This window comes from Staphylococcus hsinchuensis (assembly GCF_038789205.1).
Classification (GTDB): Bacteria; Bacillota; Bacilli; order Staphylococcales; family Staphylococcaceae; genus Staphylococcus; species Staphylococcus hsinchuensis.
Genome location: NZ_CP128355.1, coordinates 1,281,348 through 1,303,119 on the forward strand (window position 1 = coordinate 1,281,348; position 21,772 = coordinate 1,303,119).

The 21,772-nt window shown below is 33.1% G+C and carries 23 protein-coding genes and 2 tRNA genes; 14 read left to right on the forward strand and 11 right to left on the reverse strand.

The window, feature by feature from the left end; genetic code table 11:
* Positions 1 to 97 precede the first annotated feature (97 nt).
* Entirely contained in the window at positions 98 to 1,294 is a 1,197-nt protein-coding gene (ltaA, locus tag QQM35_RS06455; protein ID WP_251519436.1) for a lipoteichoic acid biosynthesis MFS flippase LtaA, read from the reverse strand.
* Positions 1,272 to 2,447, reverse strand: a complete 1,176-nt coding sequence (locus tag QQM35_RS06460) for a diglucosyl diacylglycerol synthase (RefSeq protein WP_251519437.1) — start codon at positions 2,445 to 2,447, stop codon at positions 1,272 to 1,274. Before QQM35_RS06460 ends, ltaA begins: the two co-directional genes overlap by 23 nt.
* A gap of 423 nt (positions 2,448 to 2,870) precedes the next feature.
* On the opposite strand from QQM35_RS06460, the gene QQM35_RS06465 reads away from it, so the two are divergent.
* From QQM35_RS06465 to QQM35_RS06495, 7 genes are all read left to right on the forward strand, one after another.
* The gene (locus QQM35_RS06465) at positions 2,871 to 4,355 is read left to right on the forward strand and encodes a UDP-N-acetylmuramoyl-L-alanyl-D-glutamate--L-lysine ligase (RefSeq protein WP_251519438.1); all 1,485 of its coding nucleotides are present in this window, start codon (positions 2,871 to 2,873) and stop codon (positions 4,353 to 4,355) included.
* Entirely contained in the window at positions 4,336 to 4,584 is a 249-nt protein-coding gene (locus tag QQM35_RS06470) for a YueH family protein (RefSeq protein WP_285813495.1), read from the forward strand. The genes QQM35_RS06465 and QQM35_RS06470 overlap by 20 nt, the downstream gene beginning before the upstream one ends.
* A gap of 12 nt (positions 4,585 to 4,596) precedes the next feature.
* Positions 4,597 to 6,159 (forward strand): peptide chain release factor 3, encoded by a 1,563-nt coding sequence (locus QQM35_RS06475; RefSeq protein ID WP_342610281.1) that lies wholly within the window; start codon positions 4,597 to 4,599, stop codon positions 6,157 to 6,159.
* Between the two features lie 291 nt (positions 6,160 to 6,450).
* Positions 6,451 to 7,251, forward strand: a complete 801-nt coding sequence (locus QQM35_RS06480; RefSeq protein ID WP_342610282.1) for a TerC family protein — start codon at positions 6,451 to 6,453, stop codon at positions 7,249 to 7,251.
* 236 nt (positions 7,252 to 7,487) lie between these two features.
* Entirely contained in the window at positions 7,488 to 8,387 is a 900-nt protein-coding gene (locus QQM35_RS06485; RefSeq protein ID WP_251519442.1) for a hypothetical protein, read from the forward strand.
* Between the two features lie 419 nt (positions 8,388 to 8,806).
* Positions 8,807 to 10,165: a TrkH family potassium uptake protein gene (locus tag QQM35_RS06490; protein WP_251519443.1), complete on the forward strand. Its 1,359-nt coding sequence runs from the start codon at positions 8,807 to 8,809 to the stop codon at positions 10,163 to 10,165.
* Between the two features lie 148 nt (positions 10,166 to 10,313).
* Positions 10,314 to 11,822 carry a bifunctional UDP-sugar hydrolase/5'-nucleotidase gene (locus QQM35_RS06495; RefSeq protein WP_342610283.1) on the forward strand — a complete coding sequence of 503 codons (1,509 nt, stop codon included), beginning with the start codon at positions 10,314 to 10,316 and terminating at the stop codon, positions 11,820 to 11,822.
* 152 nt (positions 11,823 to 11,974) lie between these two features.
* Here the strand turns inward: QQM35_RS06495 and QQM35_RS06500 are convergent.
* The 3 genes from QQM35_RS06500 to QQM35_RS06510 all read right to left on the reverse strand — a co-directional run bounded on the left by QQM35_RS06500 (position 11,975) and on the right by QQM35_RS06510 (position 12,856).
* Positions 11,975 to 12,063: transfer RNA gene (locus QQM35_RS06500), tRNA-Ser, on the reverse strand.
* A gap of 3 nt (positions 12,064 to 12,066) precedes the next feature.
* Positions 12,067 to 12,141, reverse strand: a tRNA-Asn gene (locus QQM35_RS06505).
* A gap of 151 nt (positions 12,142 to 12,292) precedes the next feature.
* Positions 12,293 to 12,856 carry a competence protein ComK gene (locus QQM35_RS06510; RefSeq protein ID WP_251519447.1) on the reverse strand — a complete coding sequence of 188 codons (564 nt, stop codon included), beginning with the start codon at positions 12,854 to 12,856 and terminating at the stop codon, positions 12,293 to 12,295.
* Positions 12,857 to 13,108: 252 nt separating this feature from the next.
* Here QQM35_RS06510 and QQM35_RS06515 point away from each other — a divergent pair, with 252 nt between their 5' ends.
* Positions 13,109 to 13,327, forward strand: a complete 219-nt coding sequence (locus QQM35_RS06515; protein ID WP_251519449.1) for an IDEAL domain-containing protein — start codon at positions 13,109 to 13,111, stop codon at positions 13,325 to 13,327.
* 78 nt (positions 13,328 to 13,405) lie between these two features.
* Here the strand turns inward: QQM35_RS06515 and QQM35_RS06520 are convergent, their stop codons facing one another.
* On the reverse strand, positions 13,406 to 14,395 hold the full coding sequence (locus tag QQM35_RS06520; RefSeq protein WP_251519451.1) for a lipoate--protein ligase: 990 nt from the start codon (positions 14,393 to 14,395) through the stop codon (positions 13,406 to 13,408).
* 196 nt (positions 14,396 to 14,591) lie between these two features.
* Between QQM35_RS06520 and QQM35_RS06525 the strand changes: the two genes are divergently transcribed.
* Positions 14,592 to 14,777, forward strand: coding sequence for a YkvS family protein (locus QQM35_RS06525; protein ID WP_251519453.1), 186 nt, complete (start codon positions 14,592 to 14,594; stop codon positions 14,775 to 14,777).
* 5 nt (positions 14,778 to 14,782) lie between these two features.
* Positions 14,783 to 15,385: a CPBP family glutamic-type intramembrane protease gene (locus tag QQM35_RS06530; protein ID WP_251519455.1), complete on the forward strand. Its 603-nt coding sequence runs from the start codon at positions 14,783 to 14,785 to the stop codon at positions 15,383 to 15,385.
* A 124-nt stretch (positions 15,386 to 15,509) separates the two neighbouring features.
* Here QQM35_RS06530 and QQM35_RS06535 read toward each other — a convergent pair whose 3' ends face one another.
* The gene (locus tag QQM35_RS06535) at positions 15,510 to 15,752 is read right to left on the reverse strand and encodes a DUF3923 family protein (RefSeq protein ID WP_251519457.1); all 243 of its coding nucleotides are present in this window, start codon (positions 15,750 to 15,752) and stop codon (positions 15,510 to 15,512) included.
* Between the two features lie 129 nt (positions 15,753 to 15,881).
* Complete coding sequence (locus QQM35_RS06540) at positions 15,882 to 17,015, reverse strand: CapA family protein (RefSeq protein ID WP_251519459.1); 1,134 nt, start codon at positions 17,013 to 17,015, stop codon at positions 15,882 to 15,884.
* Positions 17,016 to 17,393: 378 nt separating this feature from the next.
* Between QQM35_RS06540 and QQM35_RS06545 the strand changes: the two genes are divergently transcribed.
* Genes QQM35_RS06545 through arsC form a run of 3 tightly spaced genes read left to right on the forward strand, consistent with a single transcriptional unit; the run spans position 17,394 to position 19,423 of the window.
* The gene (locus tag QQM35_RS06545) at positions 17,394 to 17,714 is read left to right on the forward strand and encodes an ArsR/SmtB family transcription factor (RefSeq protein ID WP_251519461.1); all 321 of its coding nucleotides are present in this window, start codon (positions 17,394 to 17,396) and stop codon (positions 17,712 to 17,714) included.
* Positions 17,714 to 19,003: an arsenite efflux transporter membrane subunit ArsB gene (arsB, locus tag QQM35_RS06550; protein WP_251519537.1), complete on the forward strand. Its 1,290-nt coding sequence runs from the start codon at positions 17,714 to 17,716 to the stop codon at positions 19,001 to 19,003. The genes QQM35_RS06545 and arsB overlap by 1 nt, the downstream gene beginning before the upstream one ends.
* Before the next feature lie 15 nt (positions 19,004 to 19,018).
* Positions 19,019 to 19,423, forward strand: a complete 405-nt coding sequence (gene arsC, locus QQM35_RS06555) for an arsenate reductase (thioredoxin) (protein ID WP_251519463.1) — start codon at positions 19,019 to 19,021, stop codon at positions 19,421 to 19,423.
* Positions 19,424 to 19,533: 110 nt separating this feature from the next.
* Here arsC and QQM35_RS06560 read toward each other — a convergent pair whose 3' ends face one another.
* Entirely contained in the window at positions 19,534 to 19,629 is a 96-nt protein-coding gene (locus tag QQM35_RS06560) for an SAR1012 family small protein (protein WP_251519465.1), read from the reverse strand.
* Positions 19,630 to 19,740: 111 nt separating this feature from the next.
* Positions 19,741 to 19,953 carry a TM2 domain-containing protein gene (locus tag QQM35_RS06565; RefSeq protein ID WP_251519467.1) on the reverse strand — a complete coding sequence of 71 codons (213 nt, stop codon included), beginning with the start codon at positions 19,951 to 19,953 and terminating at the stop codon, positions 19,741 to 19,743.
* Between the two features lie 169 nt (positions 19,954 to 20,122).
* On the opposite strand from QQM35_RS06565, the gene QQM35_RS06570 reads away from it, so the two are divergent.
* The gene (locus QQM35_RS06570; RefSeq protein WP_251519469.1) at positions 20,123 to 20,677 is read left to right on the forward strand and encodes a GNAT family N-acetyltransferase; all 555 of its coding nucleotides are present in this window, start codon (positions 20,123 to 20,125) and stop codon (positions 20,675 to 20,677) included.
* Between the two features lie 60 nt (positions 20,678 to 20,737).
* On the opposite strand, the gene QQM35_RS06575 is transcribed toward QQM35_RS06570, so the two are convergent.
* Entirely contained in the window at positions 20,738 to 21,676 is a 939-nt protein-coding gene (locus QQM35_RS06575; protein WP_251519477.1) for a 1,4-dihydroxy-2-naphthoate polyprenyltransferase, read from the reverse strand.
* Between the last annotated feature and the right edge of the window lie 96 nt (positions 21,677 to 21,772).

Here is a 21,772-nt window from a genome sequence, read left to right on the forward strand (position 1 = left end):
TTAACATAAACTACGAAATTTAACATACTTACTTTACCTACAACATAAAACGCCACGCATTATCTGTAATAAGATAATGCGTGGCGTTTTTTATATGTTATTTATTCTGAATAGCTCGGCGTTGTTTCATGAAATAAATGCCGTAGAATACCGTTAAGAATAAGAAAACGAGTGAGGCGAAATAGAATGGTAAGTCGAATGATTTAGATACTTCGTAAATCATACCACCGACGATAGGACCAATCATAGATCCGAAACCTTGAACACTATTAAACACGCCCCAAGTTTCCTCTTGTTCCTCTTTATGAATATTGCCAGCCATAAATGTATTCCATGCTGGTAATAGTAAACCGTACATTAAACCTAGGAAGGCTGCTAATATCCACACAACAATAATATTATTAATAATTGAGAATAAGAAAATCATGATTGTATAAATAACAAAACCACTAAAGATCATAATATGCATGAATTGTCTGCTATTGTTATCAATAATCTTAGATAAAAATAACATTGAGAAGCCACAACCAATACCTCCGAGTATTAGTGCGACTGTGTATTCTATAGTTGAAACATGAACAACTTCTTTGGCATATTTAGGTAAAATAGGTACTAACGCGGTAATCGCTGTACCTTGTAGTAATATACCTGGGAACAGAATCTTATGTCGCTTTGTTACGCTAACAATTTGACCTAATTGCTCTTTCACTGGTCGCGTATTATAATTCGTTAGTTTAATTTTAACGAAATAGTATAAAATCCAAGCCACTAACACCATTAATGCCATCATAAAAGTAAAGTGTGTAGGGTGGAATTTAAATATAAGATTCATACCAACCATACCGACCATTAAACCGATGAGCCATGAGAAGTAAACATAGCCCATCTGTTTACCGCGATGTTCATCATCTACACTCGCAAGCATAATCACCCAAATCGGGCTAACTGCGATACCTAATAAAATCGCACTCGCGATTAATACGAACGGTGAGGTTGGGAACCAAATAACTAAAAATAAACTGAGGAATGCGAGAAGGAATCCTGTCGTTAGAACTAACTTTGATCCGTATCGTTTTAATAAAAATCCGATGACAAAATTAGTTGCTGCATCCGAAATAAAGTGTGCAGATATTGCGGTAGATGTAATACCAACTGCAACAGAAGTCGCAGTTGGCAATAATGATAAGTAGCTTAGTACATACATGCCTCTCGCAAATTCCATAAGAAACAAGATGACTAACATAATTATGAAGTTTTTAGAAATATGTTGATTATTTAACGAAGAGCTTTGCATATAATGGAACCTTTCCGTACACATCTTCATAACGAGATGAATGATTCAATAAATCTAAAAGATCTTTACACAATTTGTATGTAGAATATTGAATGCGTGCTTCACTCATTGTTTGTGACATTGATGATAATTTTGTTGGTGAATGTGTTAGTTTTGAGACTTGTTGAATCGCTTCTTCAGGTGTATTTGCAATACGTCCATAGCCTTTTTCTTCAAAATAAATTGCATTTTCAAGTTCTTGACCTGGTGCTGGGTTAAGGAAAATCATTGGTATTTGACGTGTTAACGCTTCTGAGATTGTGATGCCACCAGGCTTAGTAATCATTAATTGACTTGATGCCATCCATTCGTTCATATGTTTAGTATAGCCTAATATGAGCACATTATCATAATCTTTAAATTGCGCTGATAACGTACGCTTTAATTCTTTACTCTTACCACAAATCATTACGACTTGAGAATGTGGACTGCTAGCAAGAATTTCTTTAATCATTTGATCGAAACCTTTAGAAACACCAAAGGCACCTGCAGACATAAGAATTGTTGGTTTAGAAGGATCTAAATTGTTTTGCTGCAACCAAGATGTCTTATCAATCTCTTCTTCAAATTTATCTGCGATTGGGATTCCAGTTACTTTAATACTCTCGCTAGGAATACCAATATCTTTGAATTCTTGTTTCAAATCTTTAGTTGCTACGTAATATCTTTGAGAGAAAGGGGTTACCCAATTCTTATGCATTCTATAATCTGTCATAACTGTTGCAATTGGAATGTTCATATCAAATTGCTCAGTTAATACTGACATTACAGGAGTTGGGAACGTTAGAAGAATAAGGTCAGGCTTTTCCTTTAACAGTAAGTTGATGAGTTTATTAATTCCATAATATTTATAGAAGCATTTATCCAGCTGATCTGGGCGACTATAGTAAAATGCTTTGTACATATTTCTAAAATATTTAAAGCTATTTATATACCATTTTTTAGTAAGGGATGTCAGGATTGGATGTGCTTCTAAGAATAAATCATGTTCAATCACTGTTAAGTTATCTAATTTCATTTCATTAAATTGATTTACGATACTTTGTGTAACTTGTAAATGACCATTTCCAAACGATCCAGTAATAATCAGTATTTTTTTATTTTGAGTAACCATTAAAGCCACCCTCCAATAGAGTAATTATATCGTACATAGTTTAACGCATTTTCTTCCCAAGTGAAAGAAAAAACACATTTATTAAATAATATATCATTTTATACAGGGAATTGAAATAAATCATACTTAATGCGAAAAGATATCTATTTACACCTATACAATACCATTAATATAGGAAGTTGTGTTTAATTCAGAGCGATTTAAGAAATTATATAGAAAATTTTAACAAATTCATAACATCAAATTAATAATCGCCTGAATCTTTTGTTGAGCCTTTAATAAAATGGGTATAGATTTAAAAGATTGATATATGTTATTCGTAATCTGTTAAAATAATAAGTGTTTTAATGAAGCATCTTGTTCATATAAATCATTATAAAAATGTGTATAATAGAACTACTGGATATAAAGGAGCGATATATTTTGGATGCAAATGCATTGTTTGAAAAAATCAAAGTAAAACAAGTGATAGGTACTTTAGATAGAGATGTGATTGATATCACTACTGATTCACGTACTGTGAAGGCTGGTAGTATTTTTGTGGCATCTAAAGGGTATACCGTCGACAGTCATAAATTCTGTCAGGATGTTGTTGATAAAGGAAGTAAGATTGTAGTCGTGAACCAAGAGCAATCACTTGAAGGTGACGTGACTCAGGTTGTTGTTCCTAACACGTTACGCGTTGCAAGTATACTAGCTAATTTTCTATTTGATTTCCCAAGCCAACAAATGATTACATATGGTGTTACCGGAACGAATGGTAAGACTTCGATTGCAACAATGATACATCATATATATAGGAAGTTAGACAAACATAGTGCGTATTTAGGTACAAATGGATTCCAAATCGATGAAGAGATTACTAAAGGTGCCAATACGACACCAGAGACCGTTTCACTTACGAAAAAAATGCAAGAAGCGGTAACTAAAAAAGCTGAAGCAATGACATTAGAAGTTTCTAGTCATGGACTGTCATTAGGAAGATTAAGTGGTGTTGACTTTGATGTTGCGATTTTTTCAAATTTAACACAAGATCATTTAGATTTTCATGGCACAATGGAAGCCTATGGTCATGCGAAATCATTGCTATTCAGTCAATTAGGTGAAGATTTATCCAAAGATAAATATGCTGTGTTAAATAATGATGATGCTTTCTCTGATTACTTAGCTTCAGTGACACCTTATGAAACATTTACTTATGGCATTGAAAATGAAGCTCAATTTATGGCTAAAGATATAAATGAATCATTACAAGGAGTAACGTTTAACTTTGATACACCAGAAGGTACGTATCAAGTGAAATCACCTTATGTAGGTCGTTTTAATGTCTCTAACATAATGGCAGCAATGATTGCGGTATGGAGTAAGGGTATTGCTTTAGAGGATATTATCAATGCGGTTGAAACACTTGAACCTGTAGAAGGTCGTTTAGAAGTCTTAGATCCTTCTTTACCAATTGATTTAATTATTGATTACGCACACACGGCTGATGGTATGGATAAATTAATAGATGCTGTGAAACCTTTCGCAACGCAGAGATTAATTTTCCTATGTGGTATGGCAGGTGAGCGTGATATGACGAAAACACCAGAAATGGGTCGCGTTGCAAGTCGTGCTGACTATGTTATTTTCACACCTGATAATCCAGCTAATGATGATCCAAAGAAATTAACGTCAGAATTAGCTAAAGGTGCGACACATGATCAATACGTTGAATTTGAAGATAGAGCGGAAGGTATTCGTCACGCGATTGAAATTGCGCAACCAGGCGATACTGTTGTGCTCGCATCTAAAGGTAGAGAGCCTTATCAAATTATGCCAGGTCACGTTAAAGTTCCACATAGAGATGATTTAATCGGTTTAGAGGCTGCTTACGAAAAGTTTGGCGGTGGACCAGTTGATCATTAAATCTTTGTCGATTAATGATATCGCAAGTAATGTATATATTGCTTTAAATAATGAGAATGACATGTATTTGATTGCAATACCAGAATTAAACTGGTCATTAGAGGTAGATAAATCGTTAAGTGATGATGATTTCAAAGATGAACTTGTGATACACTTGTTTACGTTACTGGATGAATCATTATCAAACGATATAGCAAACGCAATCATCCAATGGATATTCGAGGACTAAAGGAGATTATAAATGAGTATTAAGGAAGAAGTAGAATCAAGAAAGACCTTTGCGATTATTTCTCACCCTGATGCCGGAAAGACTACACTTACTGAAAAGTTATTACTTTTCGGTGGTGCGATTAGAGAAGCAGGTACAGTTAAAGGGAAGAAAAGTGGAAAGTTCGCTACAAGTGACTGGATGAAAGTTGAACAAGAACGTGGTATTTCTGTTACAAGTTCAGTCATGCAATTTGATTATGATCATTATAAAATTAATATTTTAGATACACCAGGACACGAAGATTTCTCAGAAGATACGTATCGTACGTTAATGGCTGTCGATAGTGCTGTCATGGTAATTGACTGTGCGAAAGGTATCGAGCCTCAAACATTAAAGCTCTTCAAAGTTTGTAAGATGCGTGGTATACCGATCTTTACATTTATTAATAAGTTGGACCGAGTAGGTAAAGAACCATTTGAATTATTAGATGAAATTGAATCTACTTTAAATATTGAAACATACCCGATGAATTGGCCAGTTGGTATGGGCCAAAATTTCTTCGGTATTATAGATCGTGATTCACGTACAATTGAACCATTTAGAGATGAAGAAAATATCTTACATTTAAATGATGATTACGAATTAGAAGAGGAGCATGAAGTAACAAACGATAGTGCTTTCGAACAAGCGATTGAAGAATTGATGTTAGTCGAAGAAGCGGGCGAATCATTCGATAACGAAGCATTATTACAAGGTGAATTGACACCTGTATTCTTTGGTTCAGCTTTAGCTAATTTCGGTGTTCAAAACTTCTTAAATGCGTATGTAGATAATGCACCTATGCCTGATGCACGACAAACGGTAGAGGATATTGAAGTAAGTCCATATGATACAGATTTCTCAGGATTTATTTTTAAAATCCAAGCTAACATGGACCCTAAACACCGGGATAGAATCGCTTTTATGCGCGTAGTCAGTGGTGCATTTGAAAGAGGTATGGACCTGAAGTTACAACGTACTAAGAAAAAACAAAAAATCACACGTTCAACATCTTTCATGGCTGATGATAAAGAAACAGTCAACCATGCTGTAGCTGGTGATATTATCGGTTTATACGATACAGGAAATTATCAAATCGGTGATACATTAATTGGTGGTAATCAAAAGTTCAGTTTCCAAGAATTACCACAGTTTACGCCAGAAATCTTTATGAAAGTTTCAGCTAAAAACGTGATGAAACAAAAACATTTCCATAAAGGTATTGAACAATTAGTTCAAGAAGGTGCGATTCAATATTATAAAGCACTTCATACAAATCAAATTATTATCGGTGCAGTCGGTCAACTACAATTTGAAGTATTCGAACACCGTTTAAAGAATGAATATAATGTAGAAGTTGTGATGGAACCAGTTGGCCAAAAAATTGCCAGATGGATAGAAAATGAAGAAGATATTAAAGATAGTATGAGTTCATCACGTTCAATTTTAGTGAAAGATATTAAAGATAATTTTGTATTTTTATTTGAAAACGAATTTGCCACTCGTTGGTTCGAAGAAAAGTTCCCAGAAATCAAATTATATAGTTTGTTATAACTTTTGGATTTATGTATAATGACTTTATAAATAGAATACCTATGGCTTAATAGTCAGAGGGGAGTAACTTAGCTATTATTTACAGTATGTAATTTATATATACGTAAACAATGTAGTCATTTTATCGTCATTACGAAGTGCAAGACACTTCCGGTAATGTGGGCAATACATTTATTGTCGAGTGAGACCTTTGCTAATTATGAATGTCTGTTCAACGTTGATTGGATGCAGTGCATGCATATTTAGCTAGGTCTCTATTTTTATGTAAAAAAACTTAAGGAGTTGTCACTAATGGATCCGAGTATTTTATTATCATATGGATGGGTATTAGTTGTACTTTTCTTTTTAGAAGGATTATTGGCTGCAGATAATGCTGTTGTAATGGCAGTTATGGTTAAACATTTACCACCTAAACAACGTAAAAAGGCATTGTTCTATGGATTGCTAGGAGCTATGATTTTTAGATTCATTTCTTTATTTATTATTAGTATTATTGCTCAATTCTGGTGGATTCAAGCAGCAGGAGCCCTTTATTTACTTTATATGTCTGGTAAAAATCTATTTGATTTCTTCAAACATAAAGATGAGGATGATCAACAAGATAATGATGATCATCACTATAATGAAGATGGTGAAGAATCTGAAGCAAGCCCTAAAGAGTTCTGGGGTACAGTATTTAAAGTCGAATTTGCAGATATTGCATTCGCCATTGATTCTATGTTGGCAGCATTAGCCATTGCCCAAACTTTACCTAAAATTGGAATTCCATTTGGCGGAATGGACATAGGTCAATTTGGTGTTATGTTTGTGGGCGGTATGCTTGGTGTAATTATCATGCGTTTCGCTGCGTCATGGTTCGTTAATTTATTAAATAAATACCCAGGTTTAGAAGGTGCTGCCTTCGCAATCGTAGGATGGGTAGGTATTAAATTAATCGTCATGGTGTTAGCACATAAAGACATTCATATTATCCCTGAAAGTTTCCCACATTCACTATTATGGCAATGTATTTTCTGGGGTGTAATGATTCTTCTCGTAATTATCGGTTGGATTGCTTCAGCGAGAAAGAATAAGAAAGCAGAAAAAAAGTAAAAAGTGAAAAGTAGAAACTAGAATGTTAGAGACCTACGCTAATTATGACAATCAATGAGATTGGTTCATAATAGCTAGGTCTTTTTTTAATGATTTTGTTCGGATATCAAAATAAATTAGTAATTTAGAGTAAAAATGATTATAATTTATATTAAGCAGTAGAATATGGGAGATAGCAATATTCATATGATTAGATTATAATTGATGTGAATTTTTGTAAGTAAGGGGGAAAACTTATGTCTAAAGAAGATGAAAAACACGTTATCCCAAAAAATGAATATAAGCGCAAACGACGAGAATACTTTCATAATGAAGAAAGGGAACAGCGCGTAAAAGAAGAACAACAACGAAAAGCACAACAAGCAATAAAAGAGGAACAATTAGCAAAAAATAACGAAGAACGCGTGAAAGATAATTTACGTAAAGCCCGTATTGAAAAGCTGACTCAAGAAGAAATCCAACAACAGCAAGCTTTAGCTGCGAAACGTTCACAACAAACGACATATGACAAGGATCATCAAAACCAAAGCGAAAATAAAGAAGAGACGCACAAAGTGGATGATCAATCAAATGACTCGTCAGTGCACGGTGTTTCAGACAAACAGAAAAATTTAAATACGGTGAATCAAACGCAAAGTGAAACAGAGCAAAATGCTAATTTAAATGAAGATAGCGAACATAAAAAGTCTACCGAAGATTCATCGCCTGTTAACACTAAAACTAATAACAAACAATCTACGTATAAAGAAACCGAAAATGAGAATCAGCAAGGCACTGATGCTAATTCAAAAGAACATAATCAAGGATTTTTTGCTAAACATTGGCCGAAAATTGCGATTGTTGTAGCGGTCATCATACTATTATTATTAATTAAAGCGATATTTGGTGCAGTACATCATAATAAACATGCTCACGAAACTGCATACAATAATGAGATAAATACAAATCAAACCACTGCGATGAATCATACTGAAGGTTCTGAAGCGTCTGCAGTGACAATTAAAAACGCTACGGATGATACAAAAAATTCAGATAAACAATTTAGAAAAAATAGTCAACAACAGAATGAATTAGGTACAAGAGTCTGGGACAAAATAGATGTCTCAGACTCTTTGTCAATTAGTGGGACTACGTAATATCCATTAGAAAACTAGATATCTGACCCACTCCCTTTTTAAGTTATAGCTTTGTCGCAAAAATGCATGTTGTACCATCATTAATATGAAGAGCTTGCACAAAATCGAAAAGTCAATTATCCTATTACAGGCATAAAATTGTTATGATTGATAGTATAAATGATATATATCAAACTGTACCCCGGAAATATCGGTAAAATCACATAATCGGTTAGTCAAAAAATCATTAAGTGCTGTTACAGGTTTGCAAATTAATAATGTCATAGTAAAATTGGATGGTAAACAAGTTGATGCTAACTTAGGCTACTGACAAAGTATTGTTTTATTGAAATCATGAATGAGCATTATATGAAAAATGGTAAAATCGAATAGTTATAAAGAGAAAAATTAAATTGGAGTAATGTTGGGGTGAAAAGAAATTGTCTATTTTTAATCAATTGCTAAAGAAATCAAGTCCTCAACAAGGGATTGCAATCTATTATATATTTGCAATTATTGTGGCATTTTTATTACTTAATTTACCCTTTGTACATAAACCTGGTGTAGATGTTAAACCGATAGACACATTGTTTGTTGCAGTGTCAGGAGTGAGTGTAACAGGTTTAACACCCGTGACGATTGCTGATACATATTCAACTTTTGGTCAAATTATTATTTTAATTATTTTAAATATCGGCGGCATTGGCGTTATGGCAATAGGTACAATGCTATGGCTTGTATTGGGTAAACATATAGGTATGAGAGAACGTCAACTCATTATGTTAGATAATAATAAACATACGATGAGTGGAACGGTAAAGTTAATATTAGATATTGTTCGTACGATTATAATTATTGAGTTAGTAGGAGCCGCATTATTAACTTTCTATTTTTACAGAGATAATCCAGATTTGAAAAACGCGATTCTTCAAGGTGTTTTCGTCTCTGTTTCTGCGACGACAAATGGTGGTCTCGATATAACCGGAGAATCTTTAATTCCGTATGCTAATGATTATTTTGTACAAACAATCGTAATGTTCTTAATTGTGTTAGGTTCAATAGGATTTCCAGTGTTACTTGAAGCTAAGGCATATATACTGAATAGAATAACAAACTTTAGATTTTCATTGTTTGCGAAAATTACAACAATCACTTATTTAGGATTGTTTATTTTTGGTGTGCTTATTCTATTATTATTGGAACATAATCATGCTTTTCAAGGTATGTCCTGGCATAAAGCATTGTTTTCAGCATTATTCCAATCTTCAACGACGAGAAGTGCTGGCCTTCAAACGATCGATGTGAGTCATTTTGGTGATGGTACGAATTTGATTATGAGTATATTGATGTTTATAGGCTCCTCACCAAACTCTGTTGGCGGTGGTATAAGAACGACTACATTTGCGATTCTTATATTATTTATTTTGAATTTCAATAATAACTCCGAAAAGACAGACATCAAAGTATTCAACAGAGAAATTCATATTACGGATGTACAACGTTCATTTGCTGTATTTATTATGTCGATTATACTTACGTTTACGAGTGTTGTCGTTATTTTAGTTACTGAAAAGGAAGGTATCGGATTAACACAAGTTTTATTCGAAGTCATGTCAGCGTTCGGAACTTGTGGCTTATCAGTAGGAGTTACATCTGATTGTAATGATTTAACGAAGGTAGTATTAATGCTATTAATGTTTATCGGCCGTGTCGGTTTGATTAGTTTTATCATTATGATAGGTGGACGGAAAGAACCAGATAAATTCCATTATCCGAAAGAACGTATACAAATAGGTTAACTTAATTTGAACGAGGTAAGGATTATAACTCAAATCCTTGCCTCGTTATTTTTATCTGAAAATCAAAGATGGACTTACTTAAATTTTTTCATAGTATCAAAATATTAAAAAAACATGTTAAAATGTGGGTGATGAGGAGAGGGTAAATATGACAAAAAGCGAGACTATTGATATTGATATCATTGCAACGTCAGATATGCACAGTTACTTTCTAAACGGTGATAACGGATCAAATATTTATAGAGCAGGTACATATGTCAATCAAGTTCGAGAACAAAATGAAAATCTTATCTTATTAGATAGTGGGGGTAGTTTAGCAGGTTCATTGGCGGCATTTTATTATGCCATCGTGGCGCCTTATAAACGTCATCCAATGATCAAATTGATGAATGCTATGCATTATGACGCGAGTGGCATAAGTCCTAATGAGTTTAAATTTGGCTTATCATTTTTCTCAAAGTCAGTATCCCTAGCAAGATTTCCATGGTTATCAGCGAATATTGAATACCAACAAACGCGTGAACCATATTTCTCTACACCATACATAGTTACAGAAAAAGAGGGCGTCAAAATTGCAGTTGTTGGTCTAACTTCTGATGGCTTGATGGAACGTGAACATTTTGAAATGGAAGAAGACGTCATCATTGAAAAAACATTACTCTCTTCAAAACGTTGGATTAGATATATCCATGAAACTGAAGCACCTGACTTTCTCATTGTCATTTATCATGGTGGCTTAAATCAATTGAATAAATCAACTGATGAAAGAGAACAAAATGTAAATGAAGCGGAAAAAATTATGCAGTCCTTAGGTGTTATCGATTTGCTCATAACTGGGCACCAACATCAAACATTTATGGGAAGAGATGATCAAACGTTATATGTGCAAGCAGGACAAAATGCTGAACAACTTATTCACGTAAAAATAAATTTTAAAAAGCGTACAAATTCTTATGAATTGGAACACGTTGATTCAGACATTATTGATTTAAATAATTATGAAGAAGACGCAACGTTGTTAAACTTAACGTATTATGATCGTAAAGCTGTGGAACACTGGGGCGATGAGACGTTAACAGATCACATTCAGTCTACGAAGATAGAAGGTTTAGATGATGTGATAACACAACCGCATCCTTTCACGCAATTATTGCATGATAGTATTCATAGAGCATATAATTATGATATTTCATGTGTACATCTTCCTACCAATGGGGAGAAGGGATTGTCTGAAAGTGTAACTAATAAAGAATTATATGAAGCCTATCCACCCCCAGATGTGCCAATGGATTTAACCATCAAGGGCAAACATATTAAAATGCTATTGGAATATAGCTATGCGCATATTACCTTTCATAATAAAGCATTGAGTTCTACAATTATTGATGAGACGTTATGCACGTTCTGGCAAGGGGTCGATTATACGATTGATATGAATGCCGAACCTTTCGAACGTGTTACGTTAAATAACATCAATTTAGATTATGTTTATCGCGTAACGATGACAGACTACTGTTTCCGTAATTATCGACAATTGTTAGAAGATGCAATCATACACGATAAAGGGGAAACCACAATGGTAGAATTAATTGCTAATAATCTAAAAGATAAAGACTATCGTATAGAGTGCAAACAAACATTTAATGTTTTAACTTAATAGCAAATGCTGACAAATTAATATAATAAAAAAGCTAAGACGTATTTGTCTTAGCTTTTTTGTCATTTCAATAATAAATTAAAACTACTTACAATTTTTTAACAAAAAAGGATAGAACAATGAAGTTCTATCCTTTAAGTATCTATTATTAACGGAAACGGAGGGATTCGAACCCTCGCGCCGCTCTCGCGACCTACACCCTTAGCAGGGGCGCCTCTTCAGCCAACTTGAGTACGTTTCCATATGGCTCCACAGGTAGGACTCGAACCTACGACCGATCGGTTAACAGCCGATAGCTCTACCACTGAGCTACTGTGGATTAATATGTATCTCTTATCAAGCACAAATATAATTATATCAATTGCAGTAATTTTTTCAAGGGTTAATGTTAAAAAATATGTGGAATATTTACACTGTATTAACAAAATACTCCACATATATGATTTTACTATTAAGTAATAGTGCTACAATTACTTTTGTTCAAACAATGAGTATTTTGCTAAAGCTTCGTAGATATTTATCTGAGATTTAGAATAATCAATAGGGGATTCGGGATCAAAAGTTGCAACTTTTGCTGCACGATCCATCATATAATAATAGTAAATGCCATTTAAATATTGATGTTGCATACTGTGAGCTGAAATATTTACTGTGATAGATTGTTTGTCGACGAAAATCACTTTACATTTTTTCTCTTTCATAGGCTTAATATGACTTACGTAATGAATGTTAATCCAAGTGTTTTCTTCTTTTCTGTCAGAGTGTGTAGGGAAAAAATAAGTAGGAAAAAGTGGAGTGAATAAAATAGGGGGCTTACTATTAATGCCTGTAATTCGAATCGTATCTTCTTTCTTAAAGACATAACTGCTACCATAAAATCGGCAAGACCTCTCTATTATTTTATGTGTACGGTCTTTTACGGTGTAATTATCTTCTTGATACCTGTAAATACATGTTCCTGCGTAAGGGCCAATGGTTAAATTACATGGCTGGAGCACCATGTCTCCTTTTTTAATAATGTATTGTTGATTCATTGTTGTTGCCTCCTTTGTATTGTGACGCTAACTAAATAATATACGCAGCTATGATAAAAATCAACTTTTATAATAAAAATATTTTATTGGTTACTAGTATTTGATTTTTGAGTATGCAATTATTGAGATTAATCATTTTTGGTAAAAGTAAGTTCTTCATATCTTTTTTCGAAAAAGTCAGAAAATTCATTGATTTTAAAATTAAAAGCCTGTATACTATTCGTAAATATTAATAGAGAGGTTGTGCTGAGTATGAAACACAATACGAATATTAAATATCATACAGTAGAATCATTTGTTTCGACAATTAATGATTTAGGGATTGAGTTAATTATTGATGAATCATTAAGAAATGTTCGAAAAGATGAACTGGAATCGTTAATCGATCGTGCGCTTGAAAGAAAGAACGAGGAAGACTTTAACCGTTATACAAACGAGTATAAAAAGTTGGAGGCATTTCTCGTTGGATAATTTATATACGAATGATAACATTTAAGGTTAATACAGAAGTTAACTGAGTTAATTGACTGTATAGACCTTTTATTTTTATTAAGCCATTAAACGAATGAGCTCATATCGATCGATTGCACCAAAATAATGATGTAAATCGAAGTGAGAAAGCGCTTCTTCTATATGATTAAATTCATGTAATGAACCAATTAAGGCATTTTCCAATTCTGTCACATCACCTTCACCAAAGAAATCCCCAAATATTTTAGCGTGTTCAATACGTCCTTTTTTTACATCAAATTTTACTTGCACAAATCCTTTATCGAATTTTTCTTCACGTTCGAAGTTGTATTTAGGATTTCTACCGTAATTCCATTCCCAAGTTCGATATTTTTCATTGCTGAGTTGCTCGATATTTTCCCAATCTTCATCTGAAAGTATATATTCTTCAACAGGTTGTTCATTACCGAATATCGTTTTTAAAATGATATCTTTAAATGTATCAATATTAAGTGGTTGTTTTAAAAACTCTTCAATGTTTGCAACGCGACTTCGAACTGATTTAATTCCTTTTGATTTAATTTTTGCTGGGTTCACTTTTAAAGCGTTTTGTACTTCGTTTAAATCACTACTTAACATCAATGTGCCATGGCTAAACATACGTTCTTTTACTTTCACCATTGCATTTCCTGAAATTTTAGCGTTGCCAACTTGAATGTCATTTCTCCCACTCATCTCTGCGTCAACGCCGAGACTATTCAACGCTTGTACAATCGGTTCTGTAAACTTTCGGAAGTTATGGAAACTATTACCATCATCGTCAGTAATAAAGCTAAAGTTCAAGTTTCCCGTGTCGTGATAAACAGCGCCTCCACCTGAAATGCGGCGTATAACATCAATACCGTGTGATTCGACGTAACTTTTATTTACTTCTTCATGTGTATTTTGATTTTTCCCTACAATAATAGAAGGGCGATTAACATAAAATAAAAAATAACTATCATCATTAGGCATGTTTTTTAAAACGTATTCTTCCATCGCTAAATTTAATGATGGGTCAGTGATATCTTTATTACTAATAAATTTCATGAAAACACTCCTTGCCGTCTAAAATACTTTCACTACTAGTTATCCTACATTTTTTATAAAATTACCAATCATATACTTCCATAATATGAAACTTTTAATTACCATTAAAACAATAAGAATTAATAGTTTTTTGTTTATTTGTTGTGAGATTTTTTGTATAATGTTTTCTAGTAAGCAATTCTAGGGAGGATAAAGCATGACTATTGCAGAAGTTGGAAATATTGTAGAATTTTATGACGGTTTAAAAGGTCGTGTAGAAAAAATAAATGATAATTCAGTAATTGTAGACTTAACAATTATGGAGAATTTCAATCAACTAGATTTGCCAGAAAAAACAGTGATCAATCATAAACGATACACAATTGTTGAACAAGAAGGATAAATTTAATGAATAAAATATCAAAAGCATTAATTTGGTTTATAGTAAGTTTTATTGTTTTTCATGTGATTCTCTTTATTATGAGAGGAGAACATCAAGTTTATTGGAATTTATATACAGGAATAATGCTGTTTGCTGGCATTAGCTATGTATTTTATCAGCGAGATTTAGAATCTAAACGCTTATTGAATTCGATCGGTATTGGTTTGTTAGCAGGACTAGTACTGATTATTGTTCAATTGGTTATGTCTGCAATTGCACCAGAGTTAAAGTATGCTGAACTCGTTAAATTATTAACGAAAACAGGCGTTGCTTTCAAATGGCAAATGTTTGTAACTTTATTCTTAGTAGTGCCGTGTCATGAGCTCTATATGAGAACAGTGTTACAAAAGGAACTATTAAAGTTAAAAATACCTGGTTGGATAGCAGTTTTAATTACTGCTATTTGCTCAGCATCTTTATTTTACTACTTAGGTAATTTATGGATTGTATTATTTGTTTTTATTGCACAAGTTATCCTTTCATTTAGTTATTTATATTCACGACGTATTGTTACGACAGTGATTGCACAAATTGTTGCAGTTGTTGTTTTATTAATATTTAACGCTTAATTTTTAATAATTTGCGCGATATATTGTGAATATTTAAGTCCAATTCTATAATAATCAACAGGAAAGAACTCTCTTTCTAAATTACTAAAGCCCTTGGCAATATGACTGCCAAGGGCTTATTTGATTATATTTGGGCGTGAGCGTGCTTTTTTGAAACCATAATATTAACAATGGCCCAAACAATTTGAATGATAAACGGAATGATGAAGAATGCTGCAATGACTGCAATGTTGATTAATTTTAACTCAAAAGTTTGCGTTGCGCCCGTTGCATCTACTTCACGGAACCATAAAAATAGCGAAATTATTGCAAATGTCGCAATTTCTAGTACACAAACAATCCAAAACAATATCCACGAAACTTTCATTAAAATCCCTCCATAATAAAATATTCATCATTAACTAGGAAAACAAATTGATATTAACGAATTTAAAAAGTATTCAATACTATAAGTATATGGGTTTGGTTGTAAAATGTAAACAAAGCCACCAGACAATTAATAGCTTGAATCATCTAAAAACTGATCATCTATAATATCTTTCGTGAGTGTTACTAAGCGAGGTTTCGACATTTGAGCACCTCTGTTGAATTGTACGCCATGCTTTCTTGCAAGTTCGTTCGTATAGTCGTCTAACATGTATAATTTGAAGTTTCTCTTACTATTAACATCATATGGGTTCGGCATTTCATAGTGATTGACAATTGATCGCCATTTTACATGATCAATTTTAATTTTACCTGCTTGCTTAGTGATATCGAATTGTACACTTCCACCAAGGTGATTACTTTCCGTTCCTGTTTGTTGCCCGTTTAAAAAGTTGCCTAAAGAGTAAGCAACTAAAGTTTTATGTTTACCGTTACCTTGAATCCATTTGACTGGTTGAATGACATGTGGATGTGTGCCTATCACAGCATCTACATTTTGTTGAGCTAAAAATTTAGCATAATCTTGTTGTGTTTTATTTGGAAAATGTTTACCTTCATTACCCCAATGTGTAGAAACAATGACCATGTCGCTATGCTTTTTAGCTCGTTTAATATCCCTTTTCATTGTGTGCTTATTTAAATAGTTAACTAAGTACGGCTTTTCTGGTTTCAATCCGTTCGTACCAAAGGTGTAACTTAACATAGATACCTTTATACCCTTGATGTTCAATACGTGTGTTTTGTCACGGTCTTCTTGTGAATTAAACGTACCAGTAAACAAAACTTTATCTTTATATTTCTCCCAAGTTTTTATTCGTGCATTGACGCCAGAGAGTCCCTGATCTAATGCATGGTTATTAGAACCATTAATTAAATTAAATCCTGTATCTACGAGTGATCCAGCAATTGCACTCGGGGTATTAAACTGTTTAAATCCATGGAAGGGTCGATCATCTCCTCCCATTGGTGATTCTTGATTAATATAAGCAATGTCTTTATTTTTTATGTATGATTTGATAGGGTGATACATTTTATCAAAGTTAAAGTTGTTGTTCGTTTTTGCATCATTATAAACGACGGGGTGGATTAGGTTATCACCAACAGCGACAAACTTGATTTTTTCACTATGGGTAAAATAGAAAACGCCATAACCGACAGTTAAAATGATAGCGATTACAAAAAATGATAGTACGATTTTTCTCATAGCAGTCACCTCTAGTATTAAATTTAAAAAAATGTAAATAAGTGTGTGGATTAATACATATAGTTAATTAATGAATATGATTCTAAATTCAGTCGAGCAAAAATGGAATGATTGTTGAATTCTAAAACATAAGAATATCATTATTTATTAGTAAAAATATTCAAAATTGAAAAATAAAATTTAAAATCATTGTATATAACATTTTCTCAAGTATATACATAAAGACATGAAAAATAAAACCCATATATATAAATTTTAACGATGAAATTTATTATGTTGTTGTGAAAAATCATTATTTAACCGAGTACCCGAAACTACATAGACAATATTATATATAGATGGTAATCTATATAGTGATAAAAATTAGGAGGCGTTTAAATGTCTTATCAAGAGATAGCTCTTATTTTAAAGGTTTTAGCAGATGCTAAACGTTTGGAAATAATAGATATTCTTTCATGTGGAGAACTTTGCGCTTGTGATTTACTGGAGCATTTTCAATTTTCACAACCGACTTTGAGTCATCATATGAAATCGTTAGTAGATAGCGGAATAGTCTCTTCCAGAAAGGAAGGGAATAAGCGATTATACAAACTCAATCGCGAGAAGTTAAACGAAGTAAAATATAACTTAGATTTAATCAATACATCTAATCATTTATGTATTTGTAATCAAATAGAGAAAGGTGAATGTCAATCATGATGACAGGCATAGCGATTGCAATATTTGTATTAACAATAACCTTTGTGATTTGGCAACCTAAAGGACTAGATATAGGAATCACAGCAGTAATTGGTGCAATATTAGCAATCATTACTGGTATTGTTAGTTTCAGTGATGTAATAGAAGTTACAGGTATTGTATGGAATGCGACTTTAACATTTGTTGCAGTCATTCTCATATCACTCATATTAGATGAAATAGGATTCTTTGAATGGGCAGCACTACATATGGTAGCAGCATCTAAAGGAAATGGATTGAAGATGTTTATCTATATTATGATATTGGGTGCATTCGTTGCTGCTTTCTTTGCGAACGATGGTGCAGCTTTAATACTAACACCTATCGTATTAGCGATGGTTCGTCATTTAGGTTTTGACCAAAAGACCATATTTCCGTTTGTCATTGCAAGTGGATTTATAGCGGATACGACTTCGTTACCATTAGTAGTCAGTAATTTAGTGAATATAGTTTCTGCCGATTATTTTAACATTGAATTTATTGAATATTTGGCACGCATGATTATACCGAACTTATTTTCATTTATAGCAAGTGTCGTAGTGTTGTGGATATATTTTAGAAAATCAATCCCAGCTAAAGTAAACACAACAAATCTTAAAACTCCACAACAAGCAATCAAAGATCAAAAGCTCTTCAATGTGTCATGGTTAGTTATAGGTGCATTATTTGTTGGCTATATCATGAGCGAATTTATTCATATTCCTGTTTCATTTATAGCGGGTATTATAGCAATAATATTTATCGTTTTGGCTAGGAAATCAAATGCAGTTCATACGAAACAAGTCATCAAAGGTGCTCCATGGAATATCGTGATTTTCTCAATTGGAATGTATCTCGTCGTCTTTGGTTTGAAAAATGTAGGCATTACGACGGTGCTCGGAGATGTACTCACAAATATTTCACATTATGGATTATTTAGTAGTGTCATGGGTATGGGCTTTATTTCAGCATTTTTATCTTCAATAATGAATAATATGCCAACAGTATTGATAGACGCAATTGCGATTGGACACACGCACACTTCAAATATAGTAAAAGAAGGCATGATATATGCTAATGTCATTGGTTCAGATCTCGGTCCAAAGATTACGCCTATAGGTTCTTTAGCAACCTTACTTTGGTTACATGTGTTATCACAAAAAGGTATGAAAATTTCTTGGGGCACATATTTTAAAACCGGGATTGTTATTACTATTCCGGTCCTTTTTATCACTTTATTGGGATTATATTTAACACTTATTATTTTTTAAAAAGGAGCATATCAATTGGATAATAAAATCATTTACTTTATTTGTACCGGAAACTCTTGTCGAAGTCAGATGGCAGAAGGTTGGGGGAAACAACTATTAGGAGATAACTGGGAAGTGTATTCTGCTGGCATTGAAACACATGGAGTTAACCCAAATGCAATACAAGCTATGAAAGAAGTCAACATAGATATATCTGACCACACATCGGATTTAATCGATCAACAAATATTAAACAAAGCAGATTATGTTATTACTTTGTGTAGCGATGCAGATTCGAACTGCCCAATTTTACCATCAAATGTAAATAAAATGCATTGGGGATTCGATGATCCTGCCGGACAACCATGGGCTGAATTTCAACGTGTAAGAGACGAAATCGGAGAGAAAATAAAACAGTTTAAAAAAGAACAAGAAAATTAAAAAGACTAAGGCCAATCAGTGAAGTTATACTGATTGGCCTTCTATAATATAGAGTATTTTTCAAAATTGATATCGACCATAATTATACCCGATTAAACAATTTCATATTTTTATTTATTGGTTGCTCTGCTGATTAAATTTCTAATTGCCTTAACAATATAACCAACTAGAAGCGCTCTGAACACGCGTTGAATAATTTCTTTCATGATTGTACCTCCTTAAAGCGTTGCGTATATAGAATATACTTTTCTAATTATTACCCGAATTTTATCAAATTAAGGGTATTTATTTAAATTATTTGTAGTATATTGCGAAATCTACTTCTCAAGTATGATATAACCTTCGTCATCTGCTTTGTGCAAGAACAATGTGAGGAAACCGCTTATGATTGAAACAACGAGAGGAATACCTGTCCAAAAGAAAATTAAATGTAACATGCCTTGTTTCAGTTGGTTAGAATAAAATTTATGAATGCCCATCCACCCGAGTGTAAAGGCTAATACGACATAAATGACTTTACTTACTTTCATTGTAATGAAAATCCTTTCATGTAACTTGCTAACTTATTTTTATGATAAGTGAAAGGGCGAAATAATACAATTAACTGAATTTATCATTTCAAAAAATGCACCGTGGTTTTAGCATTTTATGAAAAGTTGAATTATAATTAATAATAAATATATAAAAGAGGTGCAAATTATGATAAGAAAAGCAAGACCAGAGGACAGTCATCAACTTGCTGAACTTTGTTATATCATATGGCACGAGTTAGAAGTTGATGTCGTTAAGCACATTGAAAAGTCACGTTTGCTAAAGGCTATAGAAAAAGGTATTGTCGATGTAAAATATCGTGAACACTACAGTCACATTTGGGTGAAGGAAATTGACAATAAAATTGCAGGTTGTCTTATTGCATATTCAGGAGATCAAGAAGAAGCATTAGAACAAGCATGGTTAGATTTAGATTTGGATCAAGATATCCGTCAATTTGGTACGCCCATGCCACAACGTGAGGCTAACAATGATGAATATTATATTGAAACAGTAGTTACGTTTCCTGAGTATAGAGGACAAGGTGTAGCTACTCAATTAATGGATTTTATAATGGATCATAAAAAAGGTGAAAAGTTTAGTTTAAACTGTGATGTAAATAATAAAGGCGCACTTCATATTTATCGTAAATTAGGATTTGAAAGTCAATCCGAGTTTGATTTATATGGTTTGCCACACTATCATATGATTTTCCAAGCATAAATAAAGCCCCTTCAAAGTCAATGAACATGTACTTTGAAGGGGTGATTTTTTTAGAATAAATTAAATATTACCGAGTAAGGCACTAATATAAATACCTAGTGCATATAAAAAACCAAAGAATGTATTGGTTTTACCTGTAGCGGCCATAGCTGGCATCATTAATGAAGGGGTATCATTCTTCTTAAACCGGTTAAATGCTTTAATCGGGAATGGGAATGATAATAATGCGAGTAAGAAAAATATTGAGCCTCCATCTTTAAAGAATGCGATATAAATGACTAATAAATAAGCCACTAGGTACATGAATCCTAAGAATAGAAGACTTAATTTTTTACCTAATAATATTGGCAATGTTTTACGGCCACTCTTCTTATCTTTTACGCGGTCACGTATATTATTCGCCATATTAATCAGGCCAATCGTAATGACGATGGGTAAGCTAATCCATACGGCTAAGCTTTGAATATTACCTGTCTGAATAAAGAATGCGATAAGTATGATGAACATTCCCATAAATATGCCTGAGAATAGTTCTCCTAAAGGTGTCCAAGATATTGGGAAAGGACCTCCTGTATATAAATAGCCGACTGCCATACAAAGTAACCCGATTGGAAGTAACCAAAAAGAACTTTGGCTTGCAATGAAGATACCCAATAGGGCAGCAATCACATAAAAAGCAATTGCAAGGTTCATAACTAGGTTAGGGCTCATCCCATTACGTACAATGGCGCCACCTATGCCTACAGAGGTATGGTCATCTAACCCTTTCTTATAATCGTAATATTCATTGAACATATTTGTAGCTGCTTGTATTAATAAACATGCGAGTAACATCGCTACAAATAAACTTAATTTCAAATGGTCTTCACTACCAAGTAAAAAAATCTTTGCTGTTGCAGTACCTACAAGTACAGGAACAATTGCAGCAGTTAATGTGTGAGGTCTCATGAGTTGCCAATATTTCTTGACTGTAGAGTATTGTTGATATTGAGATGACATATGTTATTTACCTCTTATCCTTTTTTAATAATATAATCATATTTATTTTAAATGAAGTTTAAAACGTGGTCAAATCACTTCAAAATTATATAATGA

Bases quoted from the DNA above. Each gene is read 5' to 3' on its own strand.
- ltaA (WP_251519436.1), bottom strand. From the start codon at position 1,294: ATGCAAAGCTCTTCGTTAAATAATCAACATATTTCTAAAAACTTCATA.
- QQM35_RS06460 (WP_251519437.1), bottom strand. From the start codon at position 2,447: ATGGTTACTCAAAATAAAAAAATACTGATTATTACTGGATCGTTTGGA.
- QQM35_RS06475 (WP_342610281.1), top strand. From the start codon at position 4,597: ATGAGTATTAAGGAAGAAGTAGAATCAAGAAAGACCTTTGCGATTATT.
- QQM35_RS06480 (WP_342610282.1), top strand. From the start codon at position 6,451: ATGGATCCGAGTATTTTATTATCATATGGATGGGTATTAGTTGTACTT.
- QQM35_RS06485 (WP_251519442.1), top strand. From the start codon at position 7,488: ATGTCTAAAGAAGATGAAAAACACGTTATCCCAAAAAATGAATATAAG.
- QQM35_RS06495 (WP_342610283.1), top strand. From the start codon at position 10,314: ATGACAAAAAGCGAGACTATTGATATTGATATCATTGCAACGTCAGAT.
- QQM35_RS06510 (WP_251519447.1), bottom strand. From the start codon at position 12,856: ATGAATCAACAATACATTATTAAAAAAGGAGACATGGTGCTCCAGCCA.
- QQM35_RS06515 (WP_251519449.1), top strand. From the start codon at position 13,109: ATGAAACACAATACGAATATTAAATATCATACAGTAGAATCATTTGTT.
- QQM35_RS06520 (WP_251519451.1), bottom strand. From the start codon at position 14,395: ATGAAATTTATTAGTAATAAAGATATCACTGACCCATCATTAAATTTA.
- QQM35_RS06525 (WP_251519453.1), top strand. From the start codon at position 14,592: ATGACTATTGCAGAAGTTGGAAATATTGTAGAATTTTATGACGGTTTA.
- QQM35_RS06530 (WP_251519455.1), top strand. From the start codon at position 14,783: ATGAATAAAATATCAAAAGCATTAATTTGGTTTATAGTAAGTTTTATT.
- QQM35_RS06535 (WP_251519457.1), bottom strand. From the start codon at position 15,752: ATGAAAGTTTCGTGGATATTGTTTTGGATTGTTTGTGTACTAGAAATT.
- QQM35_RS06540 (WP_251519459.1), bottom strand. From the start codon at position 17,015: ATGAGAAAAATCGTACTATCATTTTTTGTAATCGCTATCATTTTAACT.
- QQM35_RS06545 (WP_251519461.1), top strand. From the start codon at position 17,394: ATGTCTTATCAAGAGATAGCTCTTATTTTAAAGGTTTTAGCAGATGCT.
- arsB (WP_251519537.1), top strand. From the start codon at position 17,714: ATGACAGGCATAGCGATTGCAATATTTGTATTAACAATAACCTTTGTG.
- QQM35_RS06560 (WP_251519465.1), bottom strand. From the start codon at position 19,629: ATGAAAGAAATTATTCAACGCGTGTTCAGAGCGCTTCTAGTTGGTTAT.
- QQM35_RS06565 (WP_251519467.1), bottom strand. From the start codon at position 19,953: ATGAAAGTAAGTAAAGTCATTTATGTCGTATTAGCCTTTACACTCGGG.
- QQM35_RS06570 (WP_251519469.1), top strand. From the start codon at position 20,123: ATGATAAGAAAAGCAAGACCAGAGGACAGTCATCAACTTGCTGAACTT.
- QQM35_RS06575 (WP_251519477.1), bottom strand. From the start codon at position 21,676: ATGTCATCTCAATATCAACAATACTCTACAGTCAAGAAATATTGGCAA.